Here is a 21,962-nt window from a genome sequence, read left to right as displayed (position 1 = left end):
GGAGAGCCATGCCCGCCTACATCGTCCTCGACACCCGGGACCCGGAGCCGCTCGTCGAGTTCTGGACACAGATCCAGGACGTCGAGGTCCTGCTCAGCTACGACGACGGCCGCTACACGGCCCTCGGCCCGAATCGCGAAGGGCTGATGGTGGTGCTCCAACGGGTACCGGAGGCGAAGGCGGGCAAGAACCGCGCACACTTCGACCTCGTCGTCGACGACCTCGACGGGCCGACGGCCAAGGTCGAGGAGCTCGGCGGTTCATGGCTCGAGCCCGGGATGACCCACAGGCTCGAGGGGTTCTCGTGGCGCTGCATGGCCGACCCGGAGGGCAACGAGTTCTGCCTCTACCTCATGGCTCCCGGGCTGGACAACGATGCGCCCCTTCCTCACTGAGCACTGATGGACGTCAGCGGCGTCGGCGGCCGGTCCGTGCGGCTCGACCGAGGTCGCCCAGCGATTGGGTGACGGCGAACGCTTCCGTGATCAGCTGCGTGAGATCGGCTGACGGGTCGATCAGCCACCGCTCGTAGGCCGCGTTGCCGGCGCCGAGCGCGGCATGGCCGACGACCTGCGCGGCGAGGTCGTCCTCGGGAACGCCGAGCCGAGCTGCGGCGAACCGGGCGACGACTGCGCCCCACTCGGAGTGGCGCAGCGATGCGTTCGCCCGCAGAGCCGGCGTGTGCAGGATCAGCTCCATCCGCTCACGGTGCGCCGCGATCCCGTCGCTGTGGATGCGGTTGAACCGGATCGTCGCTTCGGCGATGACGTCGAGCATCGGCCGATCCGGGTCGGCGGCGGCGAGCCACTCCTCGAGCTCGACGAGCAGGTCCGGGAACCCGGCGAACAGGATGTCGTTCTTCGACGAGAAGTACCGGAAGAAGGTGCGCCTCGAGATCCCGGCCGCTGCGGCGATCTCCTCGATCGTGGTCGAGTCGAATCCCCGCTCCTCGAAGACTCGGAGGGCGGCCTGCTCGATCTCGAGGGTCGACGTGATCATCTGCGGGTTCGCCGCAGCGTTCGTCCGTGGCGCCACGGCCACCGGTTCTAGCACCTGCACAGCAGGACCCTCCCGGAGCTGTCGACGGTGATCCCGCTCGTCGATCGCTGTGCCATCCGGCGGGACACTGGAGGTGGCACTGCGTGCCACCTCGTCGTACTGTGAGCCGTAGACCAGATCGAGGGGGTGTGATGCTGGACGCCGAATCCGGCTCTCGGGAAGCGTCCCGAGCCGACGATCGATACGTGGTCGTCTCGATCGACAGCCACGTCGGACCGTCGGTCGTGGACCAGCTCGGTCCGTACTGCCCGACCGCGCATCGAGACGACTTCGACCGGTTCGTCGCCGAGATGGAAGGTCACGGCCTGCTCTCGTGGCGCTCGAGCGAGGCATCGAAGGACGGGGAGGACGAGAGCTGGTCGCTCGGCAAGCGCCTCGACCCCGAGCAGATCGCGGCCTTCGCCGAGTCTGCGGGGATCCGTCACGCCGACCAGGTCACGTTCAGCTTCATCCAGCGCAGCTTCGAGGCCAGTCTGTGCCCCGGTCTCCAGGACCACGGCGCCCGCATCGAGGACATGGACGCCGCCGGCGTCGCGGCATCGGTCATCTTCCACGGCGGGCTGAACGGCCAGTCGATCCCGTTCTCGACCACCGGGCTGATCGCCTGGGGCGACACGCGCTACAACGCGCTCGAACCGGTGGGCGTCCGCATGTACAACAGGTGGCTCGCCGACTTCGTGTCGAACGCTCCGGAACGCCATGCGGGGATCGCGCACATCCCGATCTCCGATCCGGATGCGTGCGTCCGTGAAGTGCAGTGGGCGGCAGAGGCGGGGCTGAGAGGCGTCAACCTGCCCGCCCCTCGGGGCGACTTCCCGATGCTCAACGACCCGGTCTGGGATCCGCTGTGGTCGGCGTGCGCGGAGACGGGCCTGTCGCTCAACACCCACGGCGGGGGCGGAGAGCACTTCCCGTACCGGGGTGACGGCGCCCAGTCGATGTACATGATGGAGACCGCCTGGCGGACCCGGCGCGGAGTGTGGGTCATGGTGCTCGGCGGCGTGTTCGATCGCCACCCGGCGCTCAAGCTGGTCATGACCGAACAGTGGATGGACTGGGCGCCGCAGGTCATGGCCGACATGGACGGCCTCTACTCCGGTCCCGGAGGGACGCAGCTCCGCAAGACGCTGCCGGAGCGGCCGTCGGACTACTTCCGGCGGAACTGCTTCATCGGGGCGAGCTTCCTCTCGAACTGGGAGGCGAAGTTCGGCGTCGAGCACGACCTGGTGGCCAACACGATGTGGGGCGACGACTACCCGCACGCCGAAGGCACCTGGCCGCACACGCGCGAAGCCATGCAGTTCACCTTCCACGACATCGACCCCGTCCACACGCGGCAGTACCTCGCCGACACGGCGATCGGTGTGTACGGACTGGATCGTCCGAAGCTCGAAGCGATCGCCGCCCGCATCGGGCCGACGGTCAGCGATCTGGCCACACCGTTCACCCCACCCGACACCGAAGCCGTCGGGCTCTACGCGTTCCGCACCGGACCAGGGAGCTTCGTGTGAACGACCAGTTGACGTCGCCATGCCGCACGGTCACCTCCGAAGAGGTCGACCACCTCCAGGAGCACGGTTGGGTGAAGCTGGCGCAGTTCGTCGACCCGGACGTCATCGCCCGGATGCTCGACCTCGCGCACGACGCGATGGGTGACGACGCCGACAGCAACCCGATCCCCCCGGGCTTCGAGCAGGCGGCCGAGGACGGCAACTTCGGCCTCGACTACTTCAACGCCCACCTCACGTTCGGGCTGTCGAACCCAGTGCTCCGGCCCCTGCTGGAGGACGTCGGCAAGAACGCCAAGCTGCTCCAGCGGCGCGCTGCGCCCGACGGCGGACTGCTCGACACCCGTTACTACTCCGACTTCTTCGTGCCGAAGCTGCCGAGCTCGAGGAAGTCGATGCACAAGGGCAACGGCCCGACCGCGTTCCACCAGGACTTCATCACGTTCGCGGTCGACCGATCCGGCGGGATGACGTTCTGGATGCCGCTCGAGGCCTACGGCCCGGAGGCCGGCACGATGTCCTTCGTCAGCGGGTCGCACCGGGCCGGAGTGCTCGGCGACTACACGACCTACGGCGAACGAGATGCGCTCGAGGTGTTCCCGGACCTGCGCCAGCTCGAGCTCACCGAGCCGGTGACCTACGAGGTCGGCGACATCACCGTGCACACCCACCTCACGGTCCACGGCGCGGGCGAGAACACGATGGACCGCCCGCGTTGGGCGTACCTCGTCGTCACGCAGCCCGAAGACATCTGCTGGAACGGCTCGCCGTGCCCGAACTTCCGGACACGCGATCTGCGGCAGTGGGAACCGCTCGCCGGTGAGCGGTTCCCGGTCATCAGCTGACGACCGTCACCAACGGCGACGGATGTCCGCTCCGGCGCGACCAAGGACGAACGTGAACCTGCCCCACCTGCCCAACCGAGACGTCATGCAGGCGTGCTGGCTCGTCGACGACCTCGACGCGGCGATCGACACCTGGGCCCGACAACTCGGGGTCGGGCCCTTCTTCTGGTTCGACGGGGTGCCGTTCGACGACGGCGTCCACCGCGACTCACCGGCCGCGTTCCCGAGAGTCACCGCGGCGATGGCGTACGCCGGCGACATCCAGATCGAGCTCGTCTGCCAGGACAACGACGACGTCGGGGTCTTCCGCGACCTCTTCCGACGCGGTGAATCCGGATTGCACCACCTCGCACGAGTGTGCGTGGACTACGACGCGGAGAGGAACGCGCTCATCGCCGGCGGTGCAGCGCTCGCGTTCGAGGGCGCCGTCGGCGGCAGCCGCACGTGCTGGGTCGACACGTCACCGACGCTCGGCTTCATGATGGAGCTCCTCGAACCGAGCGAGATGCGCTCCACGTGGTTCGCCCACATGCACCGCGCGGCCGAGACCTGGGACGGCACGGAAGCGGTCATCGGTGGACCACGCAGCCGGACCCGCGAGTAGGTCACAGGTGGCCGACCTCGCCGGGCCCCAGACGTTCCCGGAGCTTCTCGCAGCGACGGTGCAGCGGTGCCCGGATCAGATGGCGCTGGTCGTCGCGGACGACTCGATCACCTACAGCGAGCTGGATCGCCGTTCGGCGCGCATGGCGCGCTCGCTGCTGGCGGCCGGTGTGGGCAAGGGCACGCGTCTGGGGCTGCTCGCTCCGGACGGAGCGCTGTGGCTGACCACCTTCTATGCAGCGCTGCGCATCGGTGCGCTCGTCACGCCGATCAGCACCCTGGTCGCGCCGCCAGAGCTCGCCACGATCCTGCGGACCGGCGACGTGCAGCACCTCATCGGAGTGCGGTCGTTCGTCCGCAAGGACTACGCCGATCTGCTCGCCGCCGCCTTCGCGGACCTCCCCGACCAGACACCAGATCTCCGTCTCATCGGTGCGCCGTACCTCCGTACGGTCTGGCTCGACGACACCCACGGGATCAGCTGGGCGCGACCCCTGGACGACCTGCTCGCTGCGGCGTACGCCACCGACGCACCCGACGGCGACCTCCTGCAGGCCGTCGAACGAGAGGTCGCACCCGGCGACGACGCGTTCGTCGTCTTCACCTCAGGGAGCACGGCGAGTCCGAAGGCCGTCGTGCACCGCCAGCAGTCGGTCGCCACCCAGCCTGCGGCGCTCGCCGCCACCTTCCGCATCACGGGCAGCGACCGGCTGATGCCGTTGCTCCCCGCGTTCTGGATGGGCGGCATCGCCTACGCCCTGCAGGTGCTCAGCGTCGGCGCGACGCTCGTCTACCCGCGGTCGCCCGAGCTCGACGACGTGCTGGAGGCGATCGAGGAGCACGGCGTGACCTGCGTGATCGTCTGGCACATGTTCGCCAAGCTGCGAGCAGCGGCCGTCGAACGGGGCATCGACATCTCCTCGGTCCGGGGTCTCGGGGCGCCGACGGCCGACGAGCACGGCGAGCGGATACCGACCCGGTTCCGTTCGAACCCGCTCGGCATGTCGGAGACGTTCTCGGCACACAGCGCCGAACCGGTCGATGTCCGTCTTCCCGAGGACAAGGTCGGGGCGGCGGGCCGGGCTGTGAACGGCATCGAACGCCGGGTCGTCGACCTCGACAGCGGCGAGGAGGTGGCGCCGGGCGCCGTCGGTGAGCTCCAGGTGCGAGGGGGCGCACTCATGAGCGGGTTCTACAAGGTGCGGCGCGAGCAGGTCTTCACACCCGACGGCTACTACCCGACCGGTGATCTGGTGCGATTGGACGACGACGGCTACGCCCACTTCGTCGGCCGGGCGGGCGACATGGTCAAGACGAGCTCCGCGAACGTGTCGCGACTCGAGGTCGAGGCGGCCATGAACGGCCTGCCCGACGTGGACCTGTCGCTCGTCACCGGCGTGCCGGACGACGAGCGCGGCGAGGTCGTCGTCGCCGCCGTCGTGCCGGCCGCGGGAACGGCCCCCACCGAGGATTCGTTGCGGGCCGCGCTCAAGGACCGGCTGTCCAGCTACAAGATCCCGCGCCGCATCGTGTTCATCACCCACGAGGACGTGCCGCGGACCACGACCGGCAAGGTGCAGCTGTTCGAGCTGGCGCGGCTCGTGGACGAGACCGTCATCGCCGGCGCTGCAGACCCCCGCAGCGCCGGCGGTGACGCACTGCGCTCCCCAGCGATCCGATGACAGGAGACCGTCACGTGGCAGCGACCGACCGACCGACTCCGGAGGACATCGTCCTCTACGACAAGGACCCGGCGACCAAGATCGCCACGATCACCCTCGACCGCGCCGAGGATCTCAACGCGATGACGATCGGTGCGCAGCACCGCTACGCCGACCTCGTCCGGCTCGCCAACTTCGACGACGACGTCAAGGTCCTCGTCATCCGGGCCAACGGCCCGAACCTCGGCAGCGGCGCCGACCTGCCGGAGCTCATGGAGATCATGGCCGACCCCGACGGTGCGGGAATGAAGCGAGCCCTTCGGATCCCGGAAGACGCCGACATCGAGTACCCGCCGAGGAAGGCGTACCGCTACGGCGCCTCGAACCTGCAGAACTACACCGATCCGAGCGCCGGGATGCGGAGTCTCCAGGACTTCAAGAAGGTGAGCATCCTCGAGGTGCGCGGCTACTGCTACGGCTGGCACTTCTACCAGGCGGCGGACGCGGACATCATCATCTCGTCGGATGATGCGCTCTTCGGTCACGCCGCGTTTCGCTACGCGGGGTACGCGGCGCGGATGTGGCAGTGGTGCTCGACGATGGGCCTGCGCCGCTTCATGGAGATGGTGTTCACGGGTCGACCGTTCACCGCTCACGAGATGTACGAGTGCGGCTTCGTCAACACCGTCGTGCCGTTCGACGACCTGGAGCAGATGACGGAGCGGTACGCGTTGGCGTGCGCACGATCCCGGCCGACCGACACCGTGTTCGTCCAGAAGGTCTTCTTCGAGATCTTCAAGCAGCAGCAGGGCGAGTACATGGGCAGCATCATCTCGGGCCTGCTCGAGTCGATGGGCCCGCAGCTCCGTCCCGACGAGGGCTCCGCGGTCCTGAAGGACATGATCGATCGCGGCCTCACCGACTCGGTCCGTGACAACGACGAGCAGTTCCCGCCCGAGTGGCGCCTCAGCCGTCGCGGCCGCGGAGCGGAGGACTGACCGGTGGTGAGGCTGCGCAACGCCCGCGTCTTCGACGGTCGGGAGGTCCTGCCCGGTCGGCATGACATCACGACCGATCGGCGTCGGATCGCGGCGGTCGAACCGAGCGGGTCGCCGTCCGAGGACGCCATCGACGTCGACGGGATGACGGTCCTGCCGGGGCTGATCACGAGCCATCTGCACCCGGACTTCTACCGGTACGAACTGGCCAGCAACGAGCGCCCCGGCAAGGAGTTGCCCCCTGGGGTGATGATGGCCATCGGCGTGCGGACGTGCCGTGTACTGCTCGAGAGTGGCTTCACCGGCTACTCGGGAGCCGGCTGCGCGCACGACATCGATGCGCAGCTGAAGCTGGCCATTGCGGGCGACATCGTCCCCGGCCCCCGGATCCGTGCATGCGGACACCACATCGGGACCACCGGCGACGTCAACAACCGAGGACCCTGGTGGAAGGCGTACCGGGACCCGGGGATCGACCTGCGGGGCGACGGTCCTGACGAGCTCCGGCGCCTGGTGCGAGAGGAGATCGCCCGAGGCGTCGAGACGATCAAGGTCTTCGCCAGCGCGGGGCACGGGATCCCGGGGGAGAACCGACGCACGATGTCGAGGGTCGAGCTCGCCACGGTCGTCGAGACGGCGCACGAGCGCGGGGCCAAGGTGCGGGCGCACGTCACCGACAAGGCGATGATCCTCGAGTGCATCGAGCTCGGTGTCGACGTCATCGACCACGGCGACGAGGTGGACGACGAGTGCATCGACGCGATGGTCGCCGCCCGCACGTTCTGGGTGCCGAGCGCTGTGTACCTGTGGAGCGTGCTCGAGGTCGGCTACGCCCGGCACTTCGGCGTCACCCGCGAGCTCTACGAGCAGGTCCGACACACGTTGCCGATCGCCCATCGTGCGGGCGTGAGGATCCTGATCGGGGACGACTACAGCGGCGTCTTCCGCGACCTGATCGCCGACGACCCGCTCGACCACCAGGTCGGCAACTACGCCCGCGAGTTCGCGTTCTATGCGGACATCGACGGACTCAGTGCCGCTGACGTCCTGAGCTGGGGAACCCGCAACGCCGGCGAGCTCCTCGTCGACCCGCCCGCGAAGGTCGGCGTCGTCGAGCCGGGAGCACTCGCCGACCTCATCGTCGTCGACGGCGATCCGCTCGCTGACCTGACGTTGCTCGCGCGGCCGGACGCGGCGTTGGCAGCGGTGATCAAGGACGGGTCGTTCGTGATCGACCGGCTCGCAACGCGCCGTCCCTCGTCCGGAGCGTCACAGGCACAACCAGTCTCGGGAACGGTGGAGGTCTGACGATGGCGGATGATCCGAAGGTGGCCTTCGTGACGGGTGCCGCATCGGGCATCGGCCGCGCGACCGCCGAAGCGCTGATCCGTCGCGGCTACTCGACGGCGCTGGCCGACATCGACGAGCGAGCGGGCCACGACGTGGAGTCCCAGTTGCGGGAGCTCGGCGAATGCACCTTCGTTCGCTGCGATGTGACCGACGACGATGCCGTCCGGGACGCCGTCGGCCGAGCGGTCTCGCTGTACGGAGGGCTCCACGCCGCGTTCAACGCGGCGGGCATCGACGGCGAGCACGGCAAGGCGACCGCGGACGCGACGATGGAGAACTGGAACAGAGTGCTCTCGGTCGACCTGACCGGGACGTTCTCGTGCCTCCGCCATGAGCTCCCCGCCATCGTCGCTTCAGGCGGCGGGTCGATCGTGAACTGCGCATCGGTCGCCGGTCTCAAGGCCGCTGCAACCGTGTCCGCCTACACGGCAGCGAAGCACGGGGTGATCGGACTGACCAAGGCTGCTGCGGTGGAGTACGGCCGAGCGGGTGTGCGCGTCAACGCCGTCTGCCCGGGAACGGTCGACACCCCGATGTTCCGGGCCTCCATGCCCGAGCAGCTGATCGAGCGCCTGAAGAGGACGAGCCCGGTCGGTCGGCTCGCCGAAGCCAGCGAGATCGCGGACGTGGTCGTGTGGCTGTGCGAGGACGCGCCTGGCTTCCTCACCGGACAGGCCATCGCCATCGATGGCGGGACGACCGCCTGATCGGACAGTCGGATCGAAGCCCTAGGTGGCACTGAGTGCCACCTGTCGGGTACGTTCAAGGTGCTCGCTCGACGGGGGGATCGTCGATGTCGAGCAGTGGATCATCGGAGGGGGATCGGATGCACCGCATCCTGTTGAGCACGATCGTGATCGACGCCTCGGCGGAGACCGTCGACGAGACCGTCGAATTCTGGGCCTCGGCCCTCGGAGCGGAGGCGACACCGACGCCGATGCCGCAGTACCACGTCCTCGCGGAGGCGGCGCCGGCGAACCGTGTCGTCGTCCAGCGGACCAAGTCGGGACGATCCGGCGTGCACCTCGACATCCACACCGACGACCTCGAGGCCGAGGTCGCTCGCCTCGAGCGCTGCGGTGCAGCCGTCGTCCGCTCCTGGGCGGACCACCCCGGCAGCTGGGTCGTCATGCAGGACCCCGCCGGCATGGAGTTCTGCGTCGTGTGGGCGCTCAACGAGTTGCGCCCGCAAGCCGAGCGAGACGACTTCGAAGCCCGCGCCAAGCACGTGGAGTAGCGAACGGCGCGCCGCCGTGCCGACGACAACGAGGAGCCAGCCCGCATGACCACCCGTTCCCGAGGACCGGCACGCCACCTCAACTGGATCGTCGCTCTCGCCGCAGCGCTCGCTCTCGTCGCGGCGGCCTGCGCTGACGACGACAAGACCGCAGGCGAACCGTCGACCGACCGCACCACCGCTGGGTCCGGAGAGGAACTCCTCGGTCCGGTCGATCAGGCGCGGGGCGAACCGGTCAAGGTCGGGCTCGTGTCCGAAGGCGTCACCCAGGCCTTCGACAACACCGATGAGCTCCGAGCCGGCGAAGCCGCTGCCGAGTACTTCAACGAGCACCAGGGCGGAATCGCACGTCGACCGATCGAGCTCGTCACGTGCGAGATCAACGGCGACCCTTCCCGTGCCCAGGAATGCGCCAGCAAGATGATCACCGAGCAGGTCGTCGCGGTGACGCTCTCGCAGTCCGGCTACACCGACACGCTCTGGAAGGCGCTCCACAGCGCCGGCATCCCGACCTTCTTCACGCAGGCGTCCGGCGTCGCCATCGAGAGCGATGCGGCCACGAGCTTCGTGGTGCTGAACCCGGTCGGGGTGTTCTTCGGTCTCCCGGTCGCTGTCGCGGAGGCCGAGAAGGCCGACAACATCGCGTTCGTCGTCATCGACGTCCCCCAGGCGGTCGAGATCCTCGAAGGTCCGGGCGTGGACATCCTCGAGAGGTCCGGCCTCGAACACGAGGTCGTCAGGGTTCCGATCGGCACCCCCGACATGACCCCGCAGATGCAGCAGGTGGTCGACAGCGGGGCGAAGGTGGTGCAGGTGATCGGCAACGACTCCTTCTGCATCGCCGCGTTCCAGGGGCTGGAGTCGGTCGGCTACACGGGCTCGATCACTGCGGTCAACCAGTGCATCACCGACGCGACCCGCACGGCGATGCCCGGTCAGCTCGGCGGCATCAACCTGCTCGCGACCCTCGCCGTCGGAGCGGTCGACGATCCGACGTACGAGCTCTACCTCGCCGTCATGGGTGCGTACGCGCCCACGGTGGAGGACCTCGCCAACGCCACCACCGTCGGCGGTTACGCAGCAGTCGCTGCGCTGGCGACGGCTCTCCAGGACCTCTCGGGCGACGTCACGCCCGAGACCGTTGCGTCGGCGATCAAGAAGATGCCGGAGTCGGACTTCCCTGCGGGCGGTGGGATCAGGTTCCGGTGCGGCGGCTCCGCGATGCCCGCCTCTCCGGCGGTGTGCACCAACCAGTGGTTGCGCACCGTGACCGACGCCGACGGCAACCCGACCGAGTACACCGTCGAGGACTCCTCGAACCTGTTCCAGTAGGCGATCAGCATCTGCGACGCGTCGGGTCGCTCTGCGATGCCGCACCTGCCGACGCAGCGTCCACCCACACGGGGGAGTGGTCCGCCGGTACGCAAGGAGCCGCCCCGGGGGTCGGGTCGGATCATCGGAGAGGCCCAAGCATCGCCTGCTCCCGGGGATCTCTGAGCGCTCGGAATCTGGGTACCGACTCTCGCAGCGACCGAAGGACGACGGCCATGGGGGACGAAGATCACACGCGGGCGTTCGGTCCGTTCCTGCTCCCTGCAAACGAGACCGCGCCGAGCGCAGCGAGAGACTGGTTGGCGCATTTCGAGGAGCGGGACTGGGTGCAGGATCTCGGCTTGGTCGTGTCCGAGTTGGTCACCAACGTCATCCGCCACACCTCGAGCCAGGAGGCCGCCATCGCACTGGTGAGGCGCGACGACGTTCTCAGAGTCGAGGTGACCGACGGCGATCGAACGAGGCCCGTCGTGAACACGGGACCCGCGGGCGTGCAGGCCGGCGGGCTGGGCCTGCGCATCGTCGACACCATGGCCGATCGGTGGGGCGTGGACGTGCGCGACGATGGCAAGACCGTGTGGGCGGAGTTCGACCGTCCGTGAAGACGATCCGGGCTCGCTCGCCAGCGAGGAGGCCGGTGCAGATCAGGTGAGGTCGATGGACGACGCCATGCTGCGGTGGTACGCGGCTGCGGCCTCGACCCGATTCCGGACGCCGAGCTTGCCGAACGCCATGTGCAGGTGGGTCTTGACGGTCTCGGTCCCGATGATCAGCCGCTGAGCGATCTCCCGATTCGTCGCCCCCTCCGCAGCGAGCGCCACGATCTGGCTCTCGCGCTCGGAAAGTCCACAGTCCTGGCCGAACCAGCCCGGAGTTGCCTCGTCCGTCGTGACATCGCGCTCCACGTCGACCTCCAATCGTCTCGGGTGCCGCGATCGTTACCCATTCAACTGTTGCGTCGATGTTTTCCTTCGTGCCGCGCGTCCAAACGGATGCAGTGCGCACCGTGTCGCTCCGCTCGCATTCGACGTCTGGCCTGTGGCCGATCCCGAGCCACTCCGTGCCGGGGGTGGTGGCACCCCTGGCCGATGGGGGGCCACACACTCGCCCGTCGGCCCGGAAAGGCGGTGGAATGAGAACGTGGCTGCCGCCTGGTACCGAGCGAAGCGTGAGCTTCGAAGCCGTTGGCGAGCGACGCTGCTGCTGGCGATCCTCGTCGGTGTCGTGGGCGGGGCCGTTCTGACGACCGCCGCCGGCGCCCGCCGTGCCTCGACCGCCTACGACCGCTTCCGCAGCGAAACGCTCGCGTCGGACCTCGATGTCGCGTTCGACGACCCACCGGGCGGGTCCATCGAGGGCGCGGCGGCTGCGGTCGAGGCGCTGCCACAAGTGGCCGCTCTCGGCCGGTCGGACTTCCCGTTCATCATCCCGGAGGGGAGCGGGGCGTATCCCTACCTGGATTTCCTCGCCGCCGTCAGCGTCGACGGTGCCGACGAACCACAGGTCGACCGGCCCCGCATCGTGGACGGTCGTCTTCCTGACCCGAGAGCAGCGGACGAGATGGCCATCTCCGAGACCTACGCAACCGAGTCAGGGCTCCGGGTCGGCGATCGAGCGGCCTTCGATTCGTACGCGCCCGAGCAGCTCGAACCGCTGTTCACCAGCGGGGACGCCGGGGAGCCGGCGGGCCCGCACGTCACCCTCCTGGTCACGGCGGTCTTCGATGCCCCGACCTTCCTCAGCGAGAGCGCCGGTGACTTCCAGCCGCGGGTGATCTTGTCCCCTGCGTTCGTGGACGAACACGGCGAGGACATCGCGACCTATCCGGGCGGGTTCACGCTGCGCCTGAAGGGCGGCAGCGCCGACGCCGCGGACGTCACAGCGACACTGCGGACGATGTTCCCCGACACCGAGCTGGAGATCACCCCTGCGTCAGAGACCGACCGCAAGATCGACTCCGGGATCGCTGTCATCGTCACCGCGCTCGCACTGTGCGCCCTGGTGGCCACGTTGGCCGGCGGGGTCGCGGTCGGGCAGGCGCTGTCACGGCACTTCGATGTTCAGATGGCGGGCGATCGATGGGTCGCCGCGCTGGGGATGACCCGGTTCGATCGCGTCGCCACTCAGGTGATCACCACGGTCCCTGTGGCCGTCCTCGGCGCGGTCGCCGCAGTCGGGGTCAGCGTGGCTGCCTCGCCGTTGCTGCCCGTCGGGATCGCACGGCGCGCCGAGCCGGACCCGGGCATCGCCATCGACGCGACGGTGGTGGTGCTCGGATTCATCGGCATCGTCGTCGGGGTCGTGCTCCTGTCCGTGCTGGCGGCGATGACGATCGTGCGGCGGGAGCGCCTGAACCAGGGGGACGGTGCGTCAGCACCTCCGTCCCGGTCGATGATGGCGCTTCGGCGCACCGATCTGGCGCCCCAGGTGACCATCGGAGTGGGCCTGGCGATCGCGCCCCGCAGTGGAACGAGGATCGCCGTGCGATCGGCGTTCCTCGGAGCGGCCCTGGGCGTGGTCGGCGTCGTGGCGTTGGTCGTGTTCCTCGCCAGCGTCGACCGTCTTGCGAACTCGCCCGCGCAGTACGGCTCACCGTTCGACGCGTCCGTCTCCGGGTTCAGCGGCGATGTGCTGGACGAGGGCGACGTGGACATCCTGGGCGACCCGACGGTCGCCCGGGTGGGACTGGGGTCCGGTGGACTGGCGCAGATCGCCGGTGTCGAGGTCAACACCTACGCGCTGGAATCCGTCCGGGGCAACATGTCCTTCACCCTGCTCGACGGCCGCGCTCCCACTGGCCGTGCCGAGGTGGCCCTGGGTGCGGAGACGCTCGAGGCCGCTGGGGTCGGGATCGGCGACGACGTCGTGGTCGAGGGGGCCGGGGGCACGCTGCGCGCCACGGTGGTCGGCACGGCCGTGTTCCCCGTCACCGACGAGCGCAGCGCACCAGGTCGAGGCGTGCTGCTGACACGGGAGGACCTGGAGGCCATCTCGAGCGAGGACGAGCTCAACGTCGACGTCCTCATCTCATGGGCCGACGGCGTCGATCCCGAGGTCGCCAACGAACGCCTGGCCGACGCCACGGAGACAGAGGTCTTCGGACCTCGGCTGCCGTCGGAGGTCAACAACCTGCGGGAGGTGAAGGCCCTCCCGCGAGCGCTTGCCGTGTTCCTGGCGATCCTCGGCGCAGTCGCGGTCGTCCACGCGCTCATCTCGACGGTGCGGACCCGACGCCAGGACTTCGCCGTCCTTCGTGCCCTCGGATTCGAGGCTCGCCAGCTGAGCTCGGCAGTGGTCTGGGAGGCGACCACGATCGCGGTGATCGGGATCGTCGTCGGCGTACCGCTCGGCGTCGCTGCGGGAGGCTTCATCTGGCGTGCGGTGGCCCACAGCATCGGCGTTGCCGACGACGCAGCGACGCCCCCGATCGCGCTCCTGTGCGTCGCGATCGGCGCGCTCCTTCTCCTGCAGGTCGCTGCCCTCGTGCCCAGCCGCATGGCGCGAAAGGTGCGGGCCGCCATCGTTCTCCGGACCGGAGTCTGAGACCGACGCCTCCGCTCGGTGCCCACGTCCGCGTGGGTTTCGGTCTGGACGAACGACGTCGTCCGAACTGGGTTGCGGCGGTCCAGGCTGCGAGGTGCCCGCGTCGTACCGTCGCAGCCGTGCGTCAGTGCAAGCCCGAGCACTCCCAGACGGTGTTGCCGAGGGTGGCGTACCCGTTCGCTCCCAACGGCACGAGGCTCGCGACAGTGCCACCCAGCGACGCGCACAGCGCGTCAGCGCCGGCCTTGGTCGTGGACTGGACGAACGTCTCCCAGATGACGAAGGCGCCGCAGCTCCCGTTCGAGGTCGAGTGGAGCTCGCCGTTGCGAAGCGCGTCCATGGGTCCGTTGAACACGATGTCACTGCCCCCTCCGTCGTGACATCCCGTCGCGATGACGGGGAGGCCACTCGTGGTGGTGGTGGTCGTGGCGGGCGGGCCGGGATCAGGCGCACACGCTGCAGCGAGCATGACGAGCAGGAACGCAGACGCGACGAGCGCGGCGTGAGACCGAAGTGACATGTTCTCTCCCAACCAGCTGACGGACCGTGGTCGACCCGTCTGTCGGGATCGTGACAAGACAGGGGAGGAAAGTCCACAGCGAACTGGGCGGAGAGCTCACCGACTCGCAGAAGTGGCACGAATCGGGGAGAGACCCATTGCCCGGACGATGCCGACGTTCAGCTCAGGCTGTCTGGAGAGGGCTGAGGTGAGTTGGCCGTCGGGCACCGGGATCGGAACGGGGGCTTGCGACGGCGACCTGGGTCGCCTGACCGCCGGGGGCTGTGCGCCCGATCATCTGGCGGCGGTCATGGTGACCTTCGCTCCGCCGTCGGCCTTGGAGCGGTAGGCGGCCTGGTCCGCGGCCGCCATCAGCAGTTCGAGCGACTCGCAGCTGTCGCTGCAGGCGATGCCGACTGACGCGGTCACCGGCCCCGGGGTGGCCCGAGCGAGACGGTTCGCGACGAGCACCGCACGGTCCTCGTCGCAGCCGTCGAGGACGACGACGAACTCGTCGCCGCCGCTCCGTGCCAGCAGGTCGCCGGGGCGCAGCATCGCCGACCAGCACGCGGCTGCGTCGACCAGAAGGCTGTCGCCGGCGGCGTGGCCGAACCGGTCGTTCACGTGCTTGAACCCGTCGAGGTCCAAGACGATGACTGCGACCGGCCGGCGGTGGCGTCGCGCCGACAGGACGCTGATGTGGTCGGCGAGTGCCCTGCGGTTCGCTGCGCCTGTCAACGGATCCACGGCCGCCATGGCCTTGATGCGCCGGGCCAGCATCGCGACCACGACGGTGGCGGCTGCGGTCGACACCACCGTGGTCGTCCCGATCGTCACGGCGGCAGCGGGCTCGCACACGAACGCGAGCGCCGCTGCACCGCTGGCCGCCGACAGCGCCAGGTAGCCGACGATCTGGCGGGTCGCGAACTCGAGCGCGAGGTAGACGCCGATCCAGACGTACAGGACCGAGTAAAGGGCGGTCGCGGGGCCGCCGTCGCCGAGGTAGAGGGCGAACGCGACGTCGAAGATGCCCAGCACCAGCACCGCGGCCCGGACGCGTGATCCCACGCGATGGCGGCCCACGTACAGCACCGTCGCGGTCGCCACCGCGCTCGCGAAGTTGAACGCGACCCCAGCGGTGCGGACCTCCGGCCAGGGATGGAACGCGAGCGTCGGGATGCACAGGAGCGCACCGGCGGCGAAGAGCGCCGCCATCGCGACGGTCGCCTCGACCGGCAGTGCTCGTGTGCGATCCACCCCCTCACCGTCGGCACCGGGTCGCTCTGCCTGAAATCTTGAGGACCTGGTCGCGCACGGCGTGTCACCGACCGGTGCATCGCGTGGCATCGATGCGGATCGGCGGCGCCCGTGTGACCGATGCCATGACGCGCTGGTCCAGCGCCGGGTAGGGCGTCCCTGCTGCGCGAGTCGTCGCGACGGCGCAGTCCGAGAGGAAGCTCCATGTCAGATCCATCCGCTCCGAGGTCCGGCGGGCTCGCCGACCGCATGTTCGGCACCGCCAAGAAGGCGCTCGGCGGTCTCCTGGGTGACGATCGCCTCCGGCGGGAGGGCGAGTTGCACGACGTGAAGGCGGACGCCGTCGCCACTGCCCGACAGATGGAGGCGGAAGCCGCCGACGAGGAGGAAGCGGCGGAGCTGTCTGCCCGCGAGCGCGAGCTCGACGAGGAGCAGGCGAGGCTCGCCGCAGAGGAGCAGGCCGAGGCTCGGACCCGGCTCGCCGACGACGAGCGACGCCGGGCGGAGCAATCTGCAGAGGCTGATCGGCGGCAGGCGGAGCTGGCTGCGACCGAGCAAGAACGTCGGGCGGTCGCCGAGGCCCACGCCGAGGAGGTGCGAGCAGCGGCCGAGCACCGTCAGGAGCTCTCGCACGCGAAGGAGCTCGAGTCCGAGGCCGACGAGGCCCGTCGCACAGCGGAGCGGCTGGCTGACGAGGCGGGAGCATGACGTCCGCGCGCCGCGCCGGCCCGACAACCCGTACGCCGGCCACGACCGGCCATACCAACAGTCCCAAGAAGGACGCAGGAACCGCGATCATGATGACTCAAGTGCCACGAACCGCCCTCGACCTCGGCTTCACGCTCGTCCGACTCCCGTTGTCCGTCCTGGAGCTCGTGTCCGGCCACCGTCGGGACCGCGAGTGGGCGCCGGCCATGGCCTTCACGGCCGCTCGGGCAACCATGACCTCGGCGGTCGGTGGTCTGCTCCACGACGAGACGTTGCAGGCTCGTGCCGAGACGCAGCGCGCCGCGTTGGACGAGCTCCGGCGTGCCGCTGCGCTCGAGACCGTTGCCGACGCCGATGAGCAGCGGGCGGCCCAGCAGCTCGAGCAACGGCGTGCTGCAGCACGTCGTCGCAAGCGCGAAGCCGAGGCAGCAGCCGACGATCAGAGCCGCCGGGCCCGTACCGCGGCGGAGCAGAAGGAACGTCGAGCGGCGAAGCAGGCCGAACGGACGAAGGAGGCGGCCCGGCAGACCGAGACGCGCGCGACCGGGTCAGCCGAGCGGGCGGCACGCCGTCGTCGAGCGGAGGAGATCACCACGGAGAAGTCGGCCGTGCGCACCGCCCAGAGCGCCCGCCGTTCGAAGGCGCGAGCCGACCGCGCCGACGCGGAGATCCAGCGGAGCGCAGCCGAACGACGCAAGGGGCGCTGATGCGCTTCCGGGACGTCGAGGTCCGCCCGGTCGGCGGGGCCCCGGGATGTCTGGCGATGGTGCTCCTGTCGGTGATCGCCTCGATCATCCTGACGGTGGCGCTCAACCTGCTGCGGTAGCCCGATGGTCGCAACGGGGCGTGTCCACCAGGTGTCATCCGACGGACTGGTCCTCCCCTTGCGAGACGAGGGACCGGTCCGCGGGCCGGTGGTCCTGGCACTGCACGGGTTCCCCGAGGCGTCGGAGTGCTGGTCAGACGTGACACCCCGGCTGGTCGAGGCGGGCCGTCGGGTCGTGGCGCCGGACCAGCGCGGCTACGCGGACGGCGCGCGCCCGTCCGGGAGGTCTGCCTACCGGATCGAGCACCTGGTTGCCGACGCCCTGGCGGTCGTCGACGCAGTCGGAGCGGCGAAGGTCGACCTGCTCGGCCACGACTGGGGCGGCGTCGTCGCATGGGCGGTGGCGGCGCAGCATCCCGAGCGGGTGAGGAGCCTGACCGTGCTGTCGACCCCGCACCCCCGGGCGCTCGCCGAGGCGATGGTGCGCTCACTGCAGCCGGTGCGGTCGACCTACGCCGCCCTCTTCCAGATCCCACTGCTGCCCGAGCGCGTGCTCACCGCGGCCGGCGGCGCGCTGTTGCGGTTCGCGCTCCGCGCGAGCGGACTTCCGCCGGCGAGGGTCGAGACGACCGTCGACCGATTCACGCAACCCGGCGCAGCGACGGCTGCACTCGACTGGTACCGGGCGAACGGCATCGGCCTGCTTCGGAGCGTCGGCGACGTCTCCGTGCTTACCACCTACCTCTGGAGCACCGGTGATCCGGCGCTCGGCCGCGCCGCCGCCGAGCTCACCCAGCGGCACGTCGTGGGTCCGTACCGCTTCGACGTGCTCGCCGGAGTCGGTCACTGGATCCCGCACGAGGCACCGGACCAGGTCGTCGAGGCGGTGCTGCGCAGGCTCCCCGAAACGTGACGGACCGATCGCAGCGAGCTCGATCAGCCGATGCAGCGCCCCGACGCCGCGTCCTGCGATCCGAGCCATGCGACCTATCCAGCCGGGTGAGGCCCCTCGCGCTCGCCGGGTGTGGCCCGCTCCCCCCGGCGCTGCCACGACCCGACCCGAGCTCCCGCCGGATCCCAGGGTTCCCCGACGAACGCAACGACGGCGGAATCTCGCCGTGGGCGCCGGGTACAGGGTGGCGGTGGAGGACGTGCGTCCCTCGGTCGACCCAGCGATCGCCTCCGATCCGACGACGTCCGGTGTCGCACGGCATCGGCCGCCGACCGCAGCTCCGGATGTGGAGGATCACTCAGTCGGTGCGGCGCTCGTCGCCTTGCTGGACGTCGCATCGGCGTCGACGAGCGATCTGGCGAGCATCGTCGGCGCGGTCGGTTCGATCCTCGGCGCTCGTTCTGCCCGGCTCCTCGTCGCGGACTACTCGCTCAACTCTCTTCGATATCTCGCCAACGAGATCGAGGACGGGCATGGCGTGCCGCCTGCGATGGAGGGAACCCTCGCCGGTCGAGCCTTCTCCCGAGGCGAGACGCTCGTCTCAGGTGATCGCGTCTGCGTGCCGGTGTCAGAGAACAGTGAACGCATCGGAGTCCTCGAGATGGATCACCCGGCGTGGGAGGAGGTCCCCGAGGACCTCATCGACCCGGTCGTGCGGATCCTGACGCTCATCTTGGTCAGCAAGCGTCGTTACACGGACGCGATGCTCCGAACTCGCCGCACCGAGGAGCTGTCGCTGGCCGCTGAGATGCAGTGGGGCCTCCTGCCGCCACTCAGCTGCACCACTCCGAAGGTGTCGGTCAGCGGCATCCTCGAACCTGCGTACTCGATCGGAGGCGACTCGTTCGATTTCGCGTTCAACGCCGACATGGTCGAGTTCGGGATCATCGACGCGGTCGGGCACGGGATGTCCGCAGTCCTGATCTCGACGGTCGCGATCAACGGTCTCCGCAATGCTCGCCGCGAAGGTCGCGGACTCGAGTCGGCGTACGCCGATACCGGTCGCGCCATCGCCTCGCAGTTCGGCGACGACGCGTTCGTCACCGGTCAGATCGGTTCGCTCGACCTGCCTTCGGGGAACCTCTCATGGCTGAACGCTGGGCATCCGCTGCCGCTGCTGATCCGGAACGGCGCCTATGCCGACGAGCTCTCGTGCCGGCCGTCGATCCCCATGGGCCTCGGCGGGACGGTCAAGGAGGTCGCGGTCGAACATCTGCAGGCCGGGGACTGCGTGCTCTTCTACACCGACGGGGTGACCGAGACGAGGTCCGCCGACGGCGACCAGTTCGGCGTGCCCCGCCTCGTCGACTTCCTCGTCCGCGCCGTCAACGATGGTCTGGCTCCCGTCGAGACGCTCCGCAGCCTCTCCGCCGCGATCCTGGCGTACAGCGGCACCGGGCTCAGCGACGACGCGACCCTCGTCATGATCGAGTACCACGGCCCCTGACCGGGTGGTGATCACCTCCGCGGACCGGGTTGTTCCGCTCGGCGCCCCCGTACGTCGTGAGCAGCGCGACCTGGGTGCCTCGGTGGGCGCCGACCCCGGGCTTCGGCCCGGACGGTTCAGGTCGGGTCGTCTCGCTGGGCCCTGAGCTGGCGTTGCATGTCGGCATCGCGCCAGAAGGTCGCCGTCGTCGATCCGTACGGGTCCCACCGTGGGAGGGTCGCCGCCGGCCGCGGCTCGTCGCCCATGACCGTCACCCGCTGGATGAGGCGCTCACCCTCGAAGTCGTCGAGCACGTGGTGCTGCGTGCAGCGGTTGTCCCACATGGCGACCGTGCCGGCGGTCCAGCGGTAGCGGACGGTGAAGCGCGGCTGCTGCACCCATCGGGTGAGGTGGCCCAGCAGGAGCGCGGACTCGGCGTCGCTGAGCTCGACGATCCGACGGGTGAAGTGCTCGTTCACGAAGAGGGACCGACGACCGGTGTCGGGGTGCACGCGCACGACGGGGTGGATGAACCCCCGATCCGGGGCGAGGTGCGGCCCGGCGTCGTGGTACGCCGTCAGCCCGTCGCAGAGGTCGCGCAGCGGAGCGGACAGCTCGTCGTACGCCTTGGCGGCGTTCGTCCAGAGGGTGTCGCCACCGACGGCAGGGACCACCTTGGCCTGGAGGATGGCGAACTTCGACGGGTGCCGGGCACATGTGAGGTCGCTGTGCCACTCGTCGGCCACCCCGCCGGCGCCGTCGACCGCTCGGAGCTCGAAGAACTCGGGCCGCTCGCGCTCCATGTCGAGGTTCGGGTGGGCCTCGAGCTCGCCGAAGTGCCGTCCGAAGGCGAGGTGCTGATCGGCGGTCAGGTGCTGGTCGGGGAAGAACAGCACCATGTGCTCGAGCAGGAGCTCGTGGACGAGTGCCGCGTCGGTGCTGGTCGCGTCGCCGAGCGCGATGCCGCGGATCTCGGCACCCAGGGATCCGGACAGCCGCTGCACGTCGAGGGCGGTCGAGGAGGTCAGTGCCATCGCCGAAGCGTACGCGCCGACCGCGACGGGGACGTTTCGGCGATCACTGCGCTCCGCCGGCTCGACGCCATCATCGAGATCACCGACGGCCACCCGTGATCATCGAGGTCACGGTGGTCAGACGCGGCGAAGGGGGTACGCACCCGAGATGGAGGCAGTCCGAGTCGGGATCCTGGCCGACCCAGCCGCACCGACCGAGATCGCTCGCCGATTGACCGACCTGAGCCCGTTCGATGGCACCGAGTGGGACATCACCGTCGTGAGCGAGCCGTTCACCACCGGCTCCGAGGACGTCGAGACGGCCGTCGGCCGGCTGCAGCAACAGGCTCGGGAACGGACCTGGGACCTGGTGGTCGGGTTGACCGAGCTCCCCCTTCCCGACTCCGAGGGTGGGTACCTGCTGGCACAGACCGACTCGACGCAGCGGGCCGCGGTGCTGTCACTGCCGGCCCTGGGCGGGTTTCGCCTGCACACCCGCGCCCGCCACGCCGTGCACTCGCTGGTCAGCGAGATGGCGGACCCGGACAGGAACGGCGAGCGCCACGTGACCATCCCCCACCGGCGCGGCCACTGGCGACTGCTCAAGGGGATGGTGCGGGCGAACCGTCCGTGGCTGCTGGTGCCCGGGATGAAGTCTGCGCTCGTCGCGGCGCTGGCGACCGGAGCTGTCGCCACGATCAACTCGACGGTCTGGGTGCTCGCCGCGTCGTTGTCGTGGTGGCGCCTCGTGATCGCCACCGTCGTGTCGATCGCACTCGTCGTGGCCTGGCTCACGATCGACGGCGAGCTCTGGGACCATCCCGACGACGACTCGGCGCAGGCCCGGTCGCGGTCACGCCTCTACAACGCGTCGACGGTGGCGACCCTGTTGGCGGGGGTGCTCATCTGCTACGTCGCACTCTTCGTGGTGAACCTGGCGTGGGCGTTGTTCATCCTCGACCCCGACGTCATGGGCGGCTACGTCAGCACCCCGCTCGGGTATGGCGACATGTTCGTCCTGGCCTGGTTCGTCGCATCCGCCGCGACGGTCGGTGGCGGTCTGGGATCCGGCCTCGAGACGGACGAGGCGATACGTGCCGCCGCGTACTCGAAGCGTGAGCAGGAACGGCGGGACCGGCTGGCTTGAGACGCCGATCAGGTCAGTGCGTGCCCGGGACGAGCGTTCGGCCACCACCGCACGCCGG

At 69.5% G+C, this 21,962-nt stretch carries 22 protein-coding genes; 17 read left to right on the top strand and 5 right to left on the bottom strand.

Annotated features, from left to right (window positions below; all coding sequences use genetic code 11):
* Positions 1 to 8 precede the first annotated feature (8 nt).
* On the top strand, positions 9 to 395 hold the full coding sequence (locus LH044_RS08930; RefSeq protein WP_227759680.1) for a VOC family protein: 387 nt from the start codon (positions 9 to 11) through the stop codon (positions 393 to 395).
* A gap of 13 nt (positions 396 to 408) precedes the next feature.
* Here the strand turns inward: LH044_RS08930 and LH044_RS08925 are convergent, their stop codons facing one another.
* Positions 409 to 1,149 (bottom strand): acyl-CoA-like ligand-binding transcription factor, encoded by a 741-nt coding sequence (locus tag LH044_RS08925; protein WP_227759679.1) that lies wholly within the window; start codon positions 1,147 to 1,149, stop codon positions 409 to 411.
* Between the two features lie 95 nt (positions 1,150 to 1,244).
* Between LH044_RS08925 and LH044_RS08920 the strand changes: the two genes are divergently transcribed.
* From LH044_RS08920 to LH044_RS08875, 10 genes are all read left to right on the top strand, one after another.
* On the top strand, positions 1,245 to 2,570 hold the full coding sequence (locus tag LH044_RS08920) for an amidohydrolase family protein (RefSeq protein ID WP_227759678.1): 1,326 nt from the start codon (positions 1,245 to 1,247) through the stop codon (positions 2,568 to 2,570).
* Complete coding sequence (locus LH044_RS08915; protein WP_227759677.1) at positions 2,567 to 3,412, top strand: phytanoyl-CoA dioxygenase family protein; 846 nt, start codon at positions 2,567 to 2,569, stop codon at positions 3,410 to 3,412. Before LH044_RS08920 ends, LH044_RS08915 begins: the two co-directional genes overlap by 4 nt.
* A 52-nt stretch (positions 3,413 to 3,464) precedes the next feature.
* The gene (locus LH044_RS08910; RefSeq protein ID WP_227759676.1) at positions 3,465 to 4,016 is read left to right on the top strand and encodes a VOC family protein; all 552 of its coding nucleotides are present in this window, start codon (positions 3,465 to 3,467) and stop codon (positions 4,014 to 4,016) included.
* Entirely contained in the window at positions 3,988 to 5,697 is a 1,710-nt protein-coding gene (locus LH044_RS08905) for a class I adenylate-forming enzyme family protein (RefSeq protein ID WP_227759675.1), read from the top strand. Before LH044_RS08910 ends, LH044_RS08905 begins: the two co-directional genes overlap by 29 nt.
* Positions 5,694 to 6,674 (top strand): enoyl-CoA hydratase/isomerase family protein, encoded by a 981-nt coding sequence (locus LH044_RS08900; RefSeq protein WP_374210570.1) that lies wholly within the window; start codon positions 5,694 to 5,696, stop codon positions 6,672 to 6,674. The genes LH044_RS08905 and LH044_RS08900 overlap by 4 nt, the downstream gene beginning before the upstream one ends.
* A gap of 6 nt (positions 6,675 to 6,680) precedes the next feature.
* Complete coding sequence (locus LH044_RS08895; RefSeq protein ID WP_227759673.1) at positions 6,681 to 7,982, top strand: amidohydrolase family protein; 1,302 nt, start codon at positions 6,681 to 6,683, stop codon at positions 7,980 to 7,982.
* A 2-nt stretch (positions 7,983 to 7,984) separates the two neighbouring features.
* Entirely contained in the window at positions 7,985 to 8,731 is a 747-nt protein-coding gene (locus LH044_RS08890; RefSeq protein WP_227759672.1) for an SDR family oxidoreductase, read from the top strand.
* 119 nt (positions 8,732 to 8,850) lie between these two features.
* Positions 8,851 to 9,261: a VOC family protein gene (locus LH044_RS08885; RefSeq protein ID WP_227759671.1), complete on the top strand. Its 411-nt coding sequence runs from the start codon at positions 8,851 to 8,853 to the stop codon at positions 9,259 to 9,261.
* Between the two features lie 45 nt (positions 9,262 to 9,306).
* Positions 9,307 to 10,593: an ABC transporter substrate-binding protein gene (locus LH044_RS08880; protein ID WP_227759670.1), complete on the top strand. Its 1,287-nt coding sequence runs from the start codon at positions 9,307 to 9,309 to the stop codon at positions 10,591 to 10,593.
* A gap of 215 nt (positions 10,594 to 10,808) precedes the next feature.
* Positions 10,809 to 11,195 (top strand): ATP-binding protein, encoded by a 387-nt coding sequence (locus tag LH044_RS08875; RefSeq protein WP_227759669.1) that lies wholly within the window; start codon positions 10,809 to 10,811, stop codon positions 11,193 to 11,195.
* A 42-nt stretch (positions 11,196 to 11,237) separates the two neighbouring features.
* On the opposite strand, the gene LH044_RS08870 is transcribed toward LH044_RS08875, so the two are convergent.
* Complete coding sequence (locus LH044_RS08870) at positions 11,238 to 11,498, bottom strand: response regulator transcription factor (RefSeq protein WP_227759668.1); 261 nt, start codon at positions 11,496 to 11,498, stop codon at positions 11,238 to 11,240.
* Between the two features lie 235 nt (positions 11,499 to 11,733).
* On the opposite strand from LH044_RS08870, the gene LH044_RS08865 reads away from it, so the two are divergent.
* A complete protein-coding gene (locus LH044_RS08865; protein ID WP_227759667.1) occupies positions 11,734 to 14,136 on the top strand; it encodes an ABC transporter permease in 2,403 nt (800 codons plus the stop codon).
* Between the two features lie 124 nt (positions 14,137 to 14,260).
* On the opposite strand, the gene LH044_RS08860 is transcribed toward LH044_RS08865, so the two are convergent.
* Together LH044_RS08860 and LH044_RS08855 are read right to left on the bottom strand one after the other, a co-directional pair.
* A complete protein-coding gene (locus LH044_RS08860) occupies positions 14,261 to 14,656 on the bottom strand; it encodes a hypothetical protein (protein ID WP_227759666.1) in 396 nt (131 codons plus the stop codon).
* 273 nt (positions 14,657 to 14,929) lie between these two features.
* Positions 14,930 to 15,892 carry a GGDEF domain-containing protein gene (locus LH044_RS08855; RefSeq protein WP_227759665.1) on the bottom strand — a complete coding sequence of 321 codons (963 nt, stop codon included), beginning with the start codon at positions 15,890 to 15,892 and terminating at the stop codon, positions 14,930 to 14,932.
* 249 nt (positions 15,893 to 16,141) lie between these two features.
* Between LH044_RS08855 and LH044_RS08850 the strand changes: the two genes are divergently transcribed.
* From LH044_RS08850 to LH044_RS08835, 4 genes are all read left to right on the top strand, one after another.
* Positions 16,142 to 16,600 (top strand): hypothetical protein, encoded by a 459-nt coding sequence (locus tag LH044_RS08850; RefSeq protein ID WP_227759664.1) that lies wholly within the window; start codon positions 16,142 to 16,144, stop codon positions 16,598 to 16,600.
* A complete protein-coding gene (locus LH044_RS08845) occupies positions 16,597 to 17,307 on the top strand; it encodes a hypothetical protein (RefSeq protein ID WP_227759663.1) in 711 nt (236 codons plus the stop codon). The genes LH044_RS08850 and LH044_RS08845 overlap by 4 nt, the downstream gene beginning before the upstream one ends.
* Before the next feature lie 207 nt (positions 17,308 to 17,514).
* A complete protein-coding gene (locus LH044_RS08840) occupies positions 17,515 to 18,279 on the top strand; it encodes an alpha/beta fold hydrolase (RefSeq protein ID WP_255626097.1) in 765 nt (254 codons plus the stop codon).
* Positions 18,280 to 18,502: 223 nt separating this feature from the next.
* Positions 18,503 to 19,765, top strand: a complete 1,263-nt coding sequence (locus LH044_RS08835; RefSeq protein ID WP_227759661.1) for a PP2C family protein-serine/threonine phosphatase — start codon at positions 18,503 to 18,505, stop codon at positions 19,763 to 19,765.
* A 116-nt stretch (positions 19,766 to 19,881) separates the two neighbouring features.
* Here LH044_RS08835 and LH044_RS08830 read toward each other — a convergent pair whose 3' ends face one another.
* Positions 19,882 to 20,778 carry a TauD/TfdA dioxygenase family protein gene (locus LH044_RS08830; protein WP_227759660.1) on the bottom strand — a complete coding sequence of 299 codons (897 nt, stop codon included), beginning with the start codon at positions 20,776 to 20,778 and terminating at the stop codon, positions 19,882 to 19,884.
* 148 nt (positions 20,779 to 20,926) lie between these two features.
* Here LH044_RS08830 and LH044_RS08825 point away from each other — a divergent pair, with 148 nt between their 5' ends.
* A complete protein-coding gene (locus LH044_RS08825) occupies positions 20,927 to 21,904 on the top strand; it encodes a hypothetical protein (protein WP_227759659.1) in 978 nt (325 codons plus the stop codon).
* Positions 21,905 to 21,962: the final 58 nt, after the last annotated feature.

This window comes from Dermatobacter hominis, from assembly GCF_020715685.1.
GTDB lineage: Bacteria > Actinomycetota > Acidimicrobiia > Acidimicrobiales > Microtrichaceae > Dermatobacter > Dermatobacter hominis.
The sequence above is the reverse complement of the archived record's forward strand: the minus strand, read 5'-3'. Positions and strand labels throughout refer to the sequence as shown.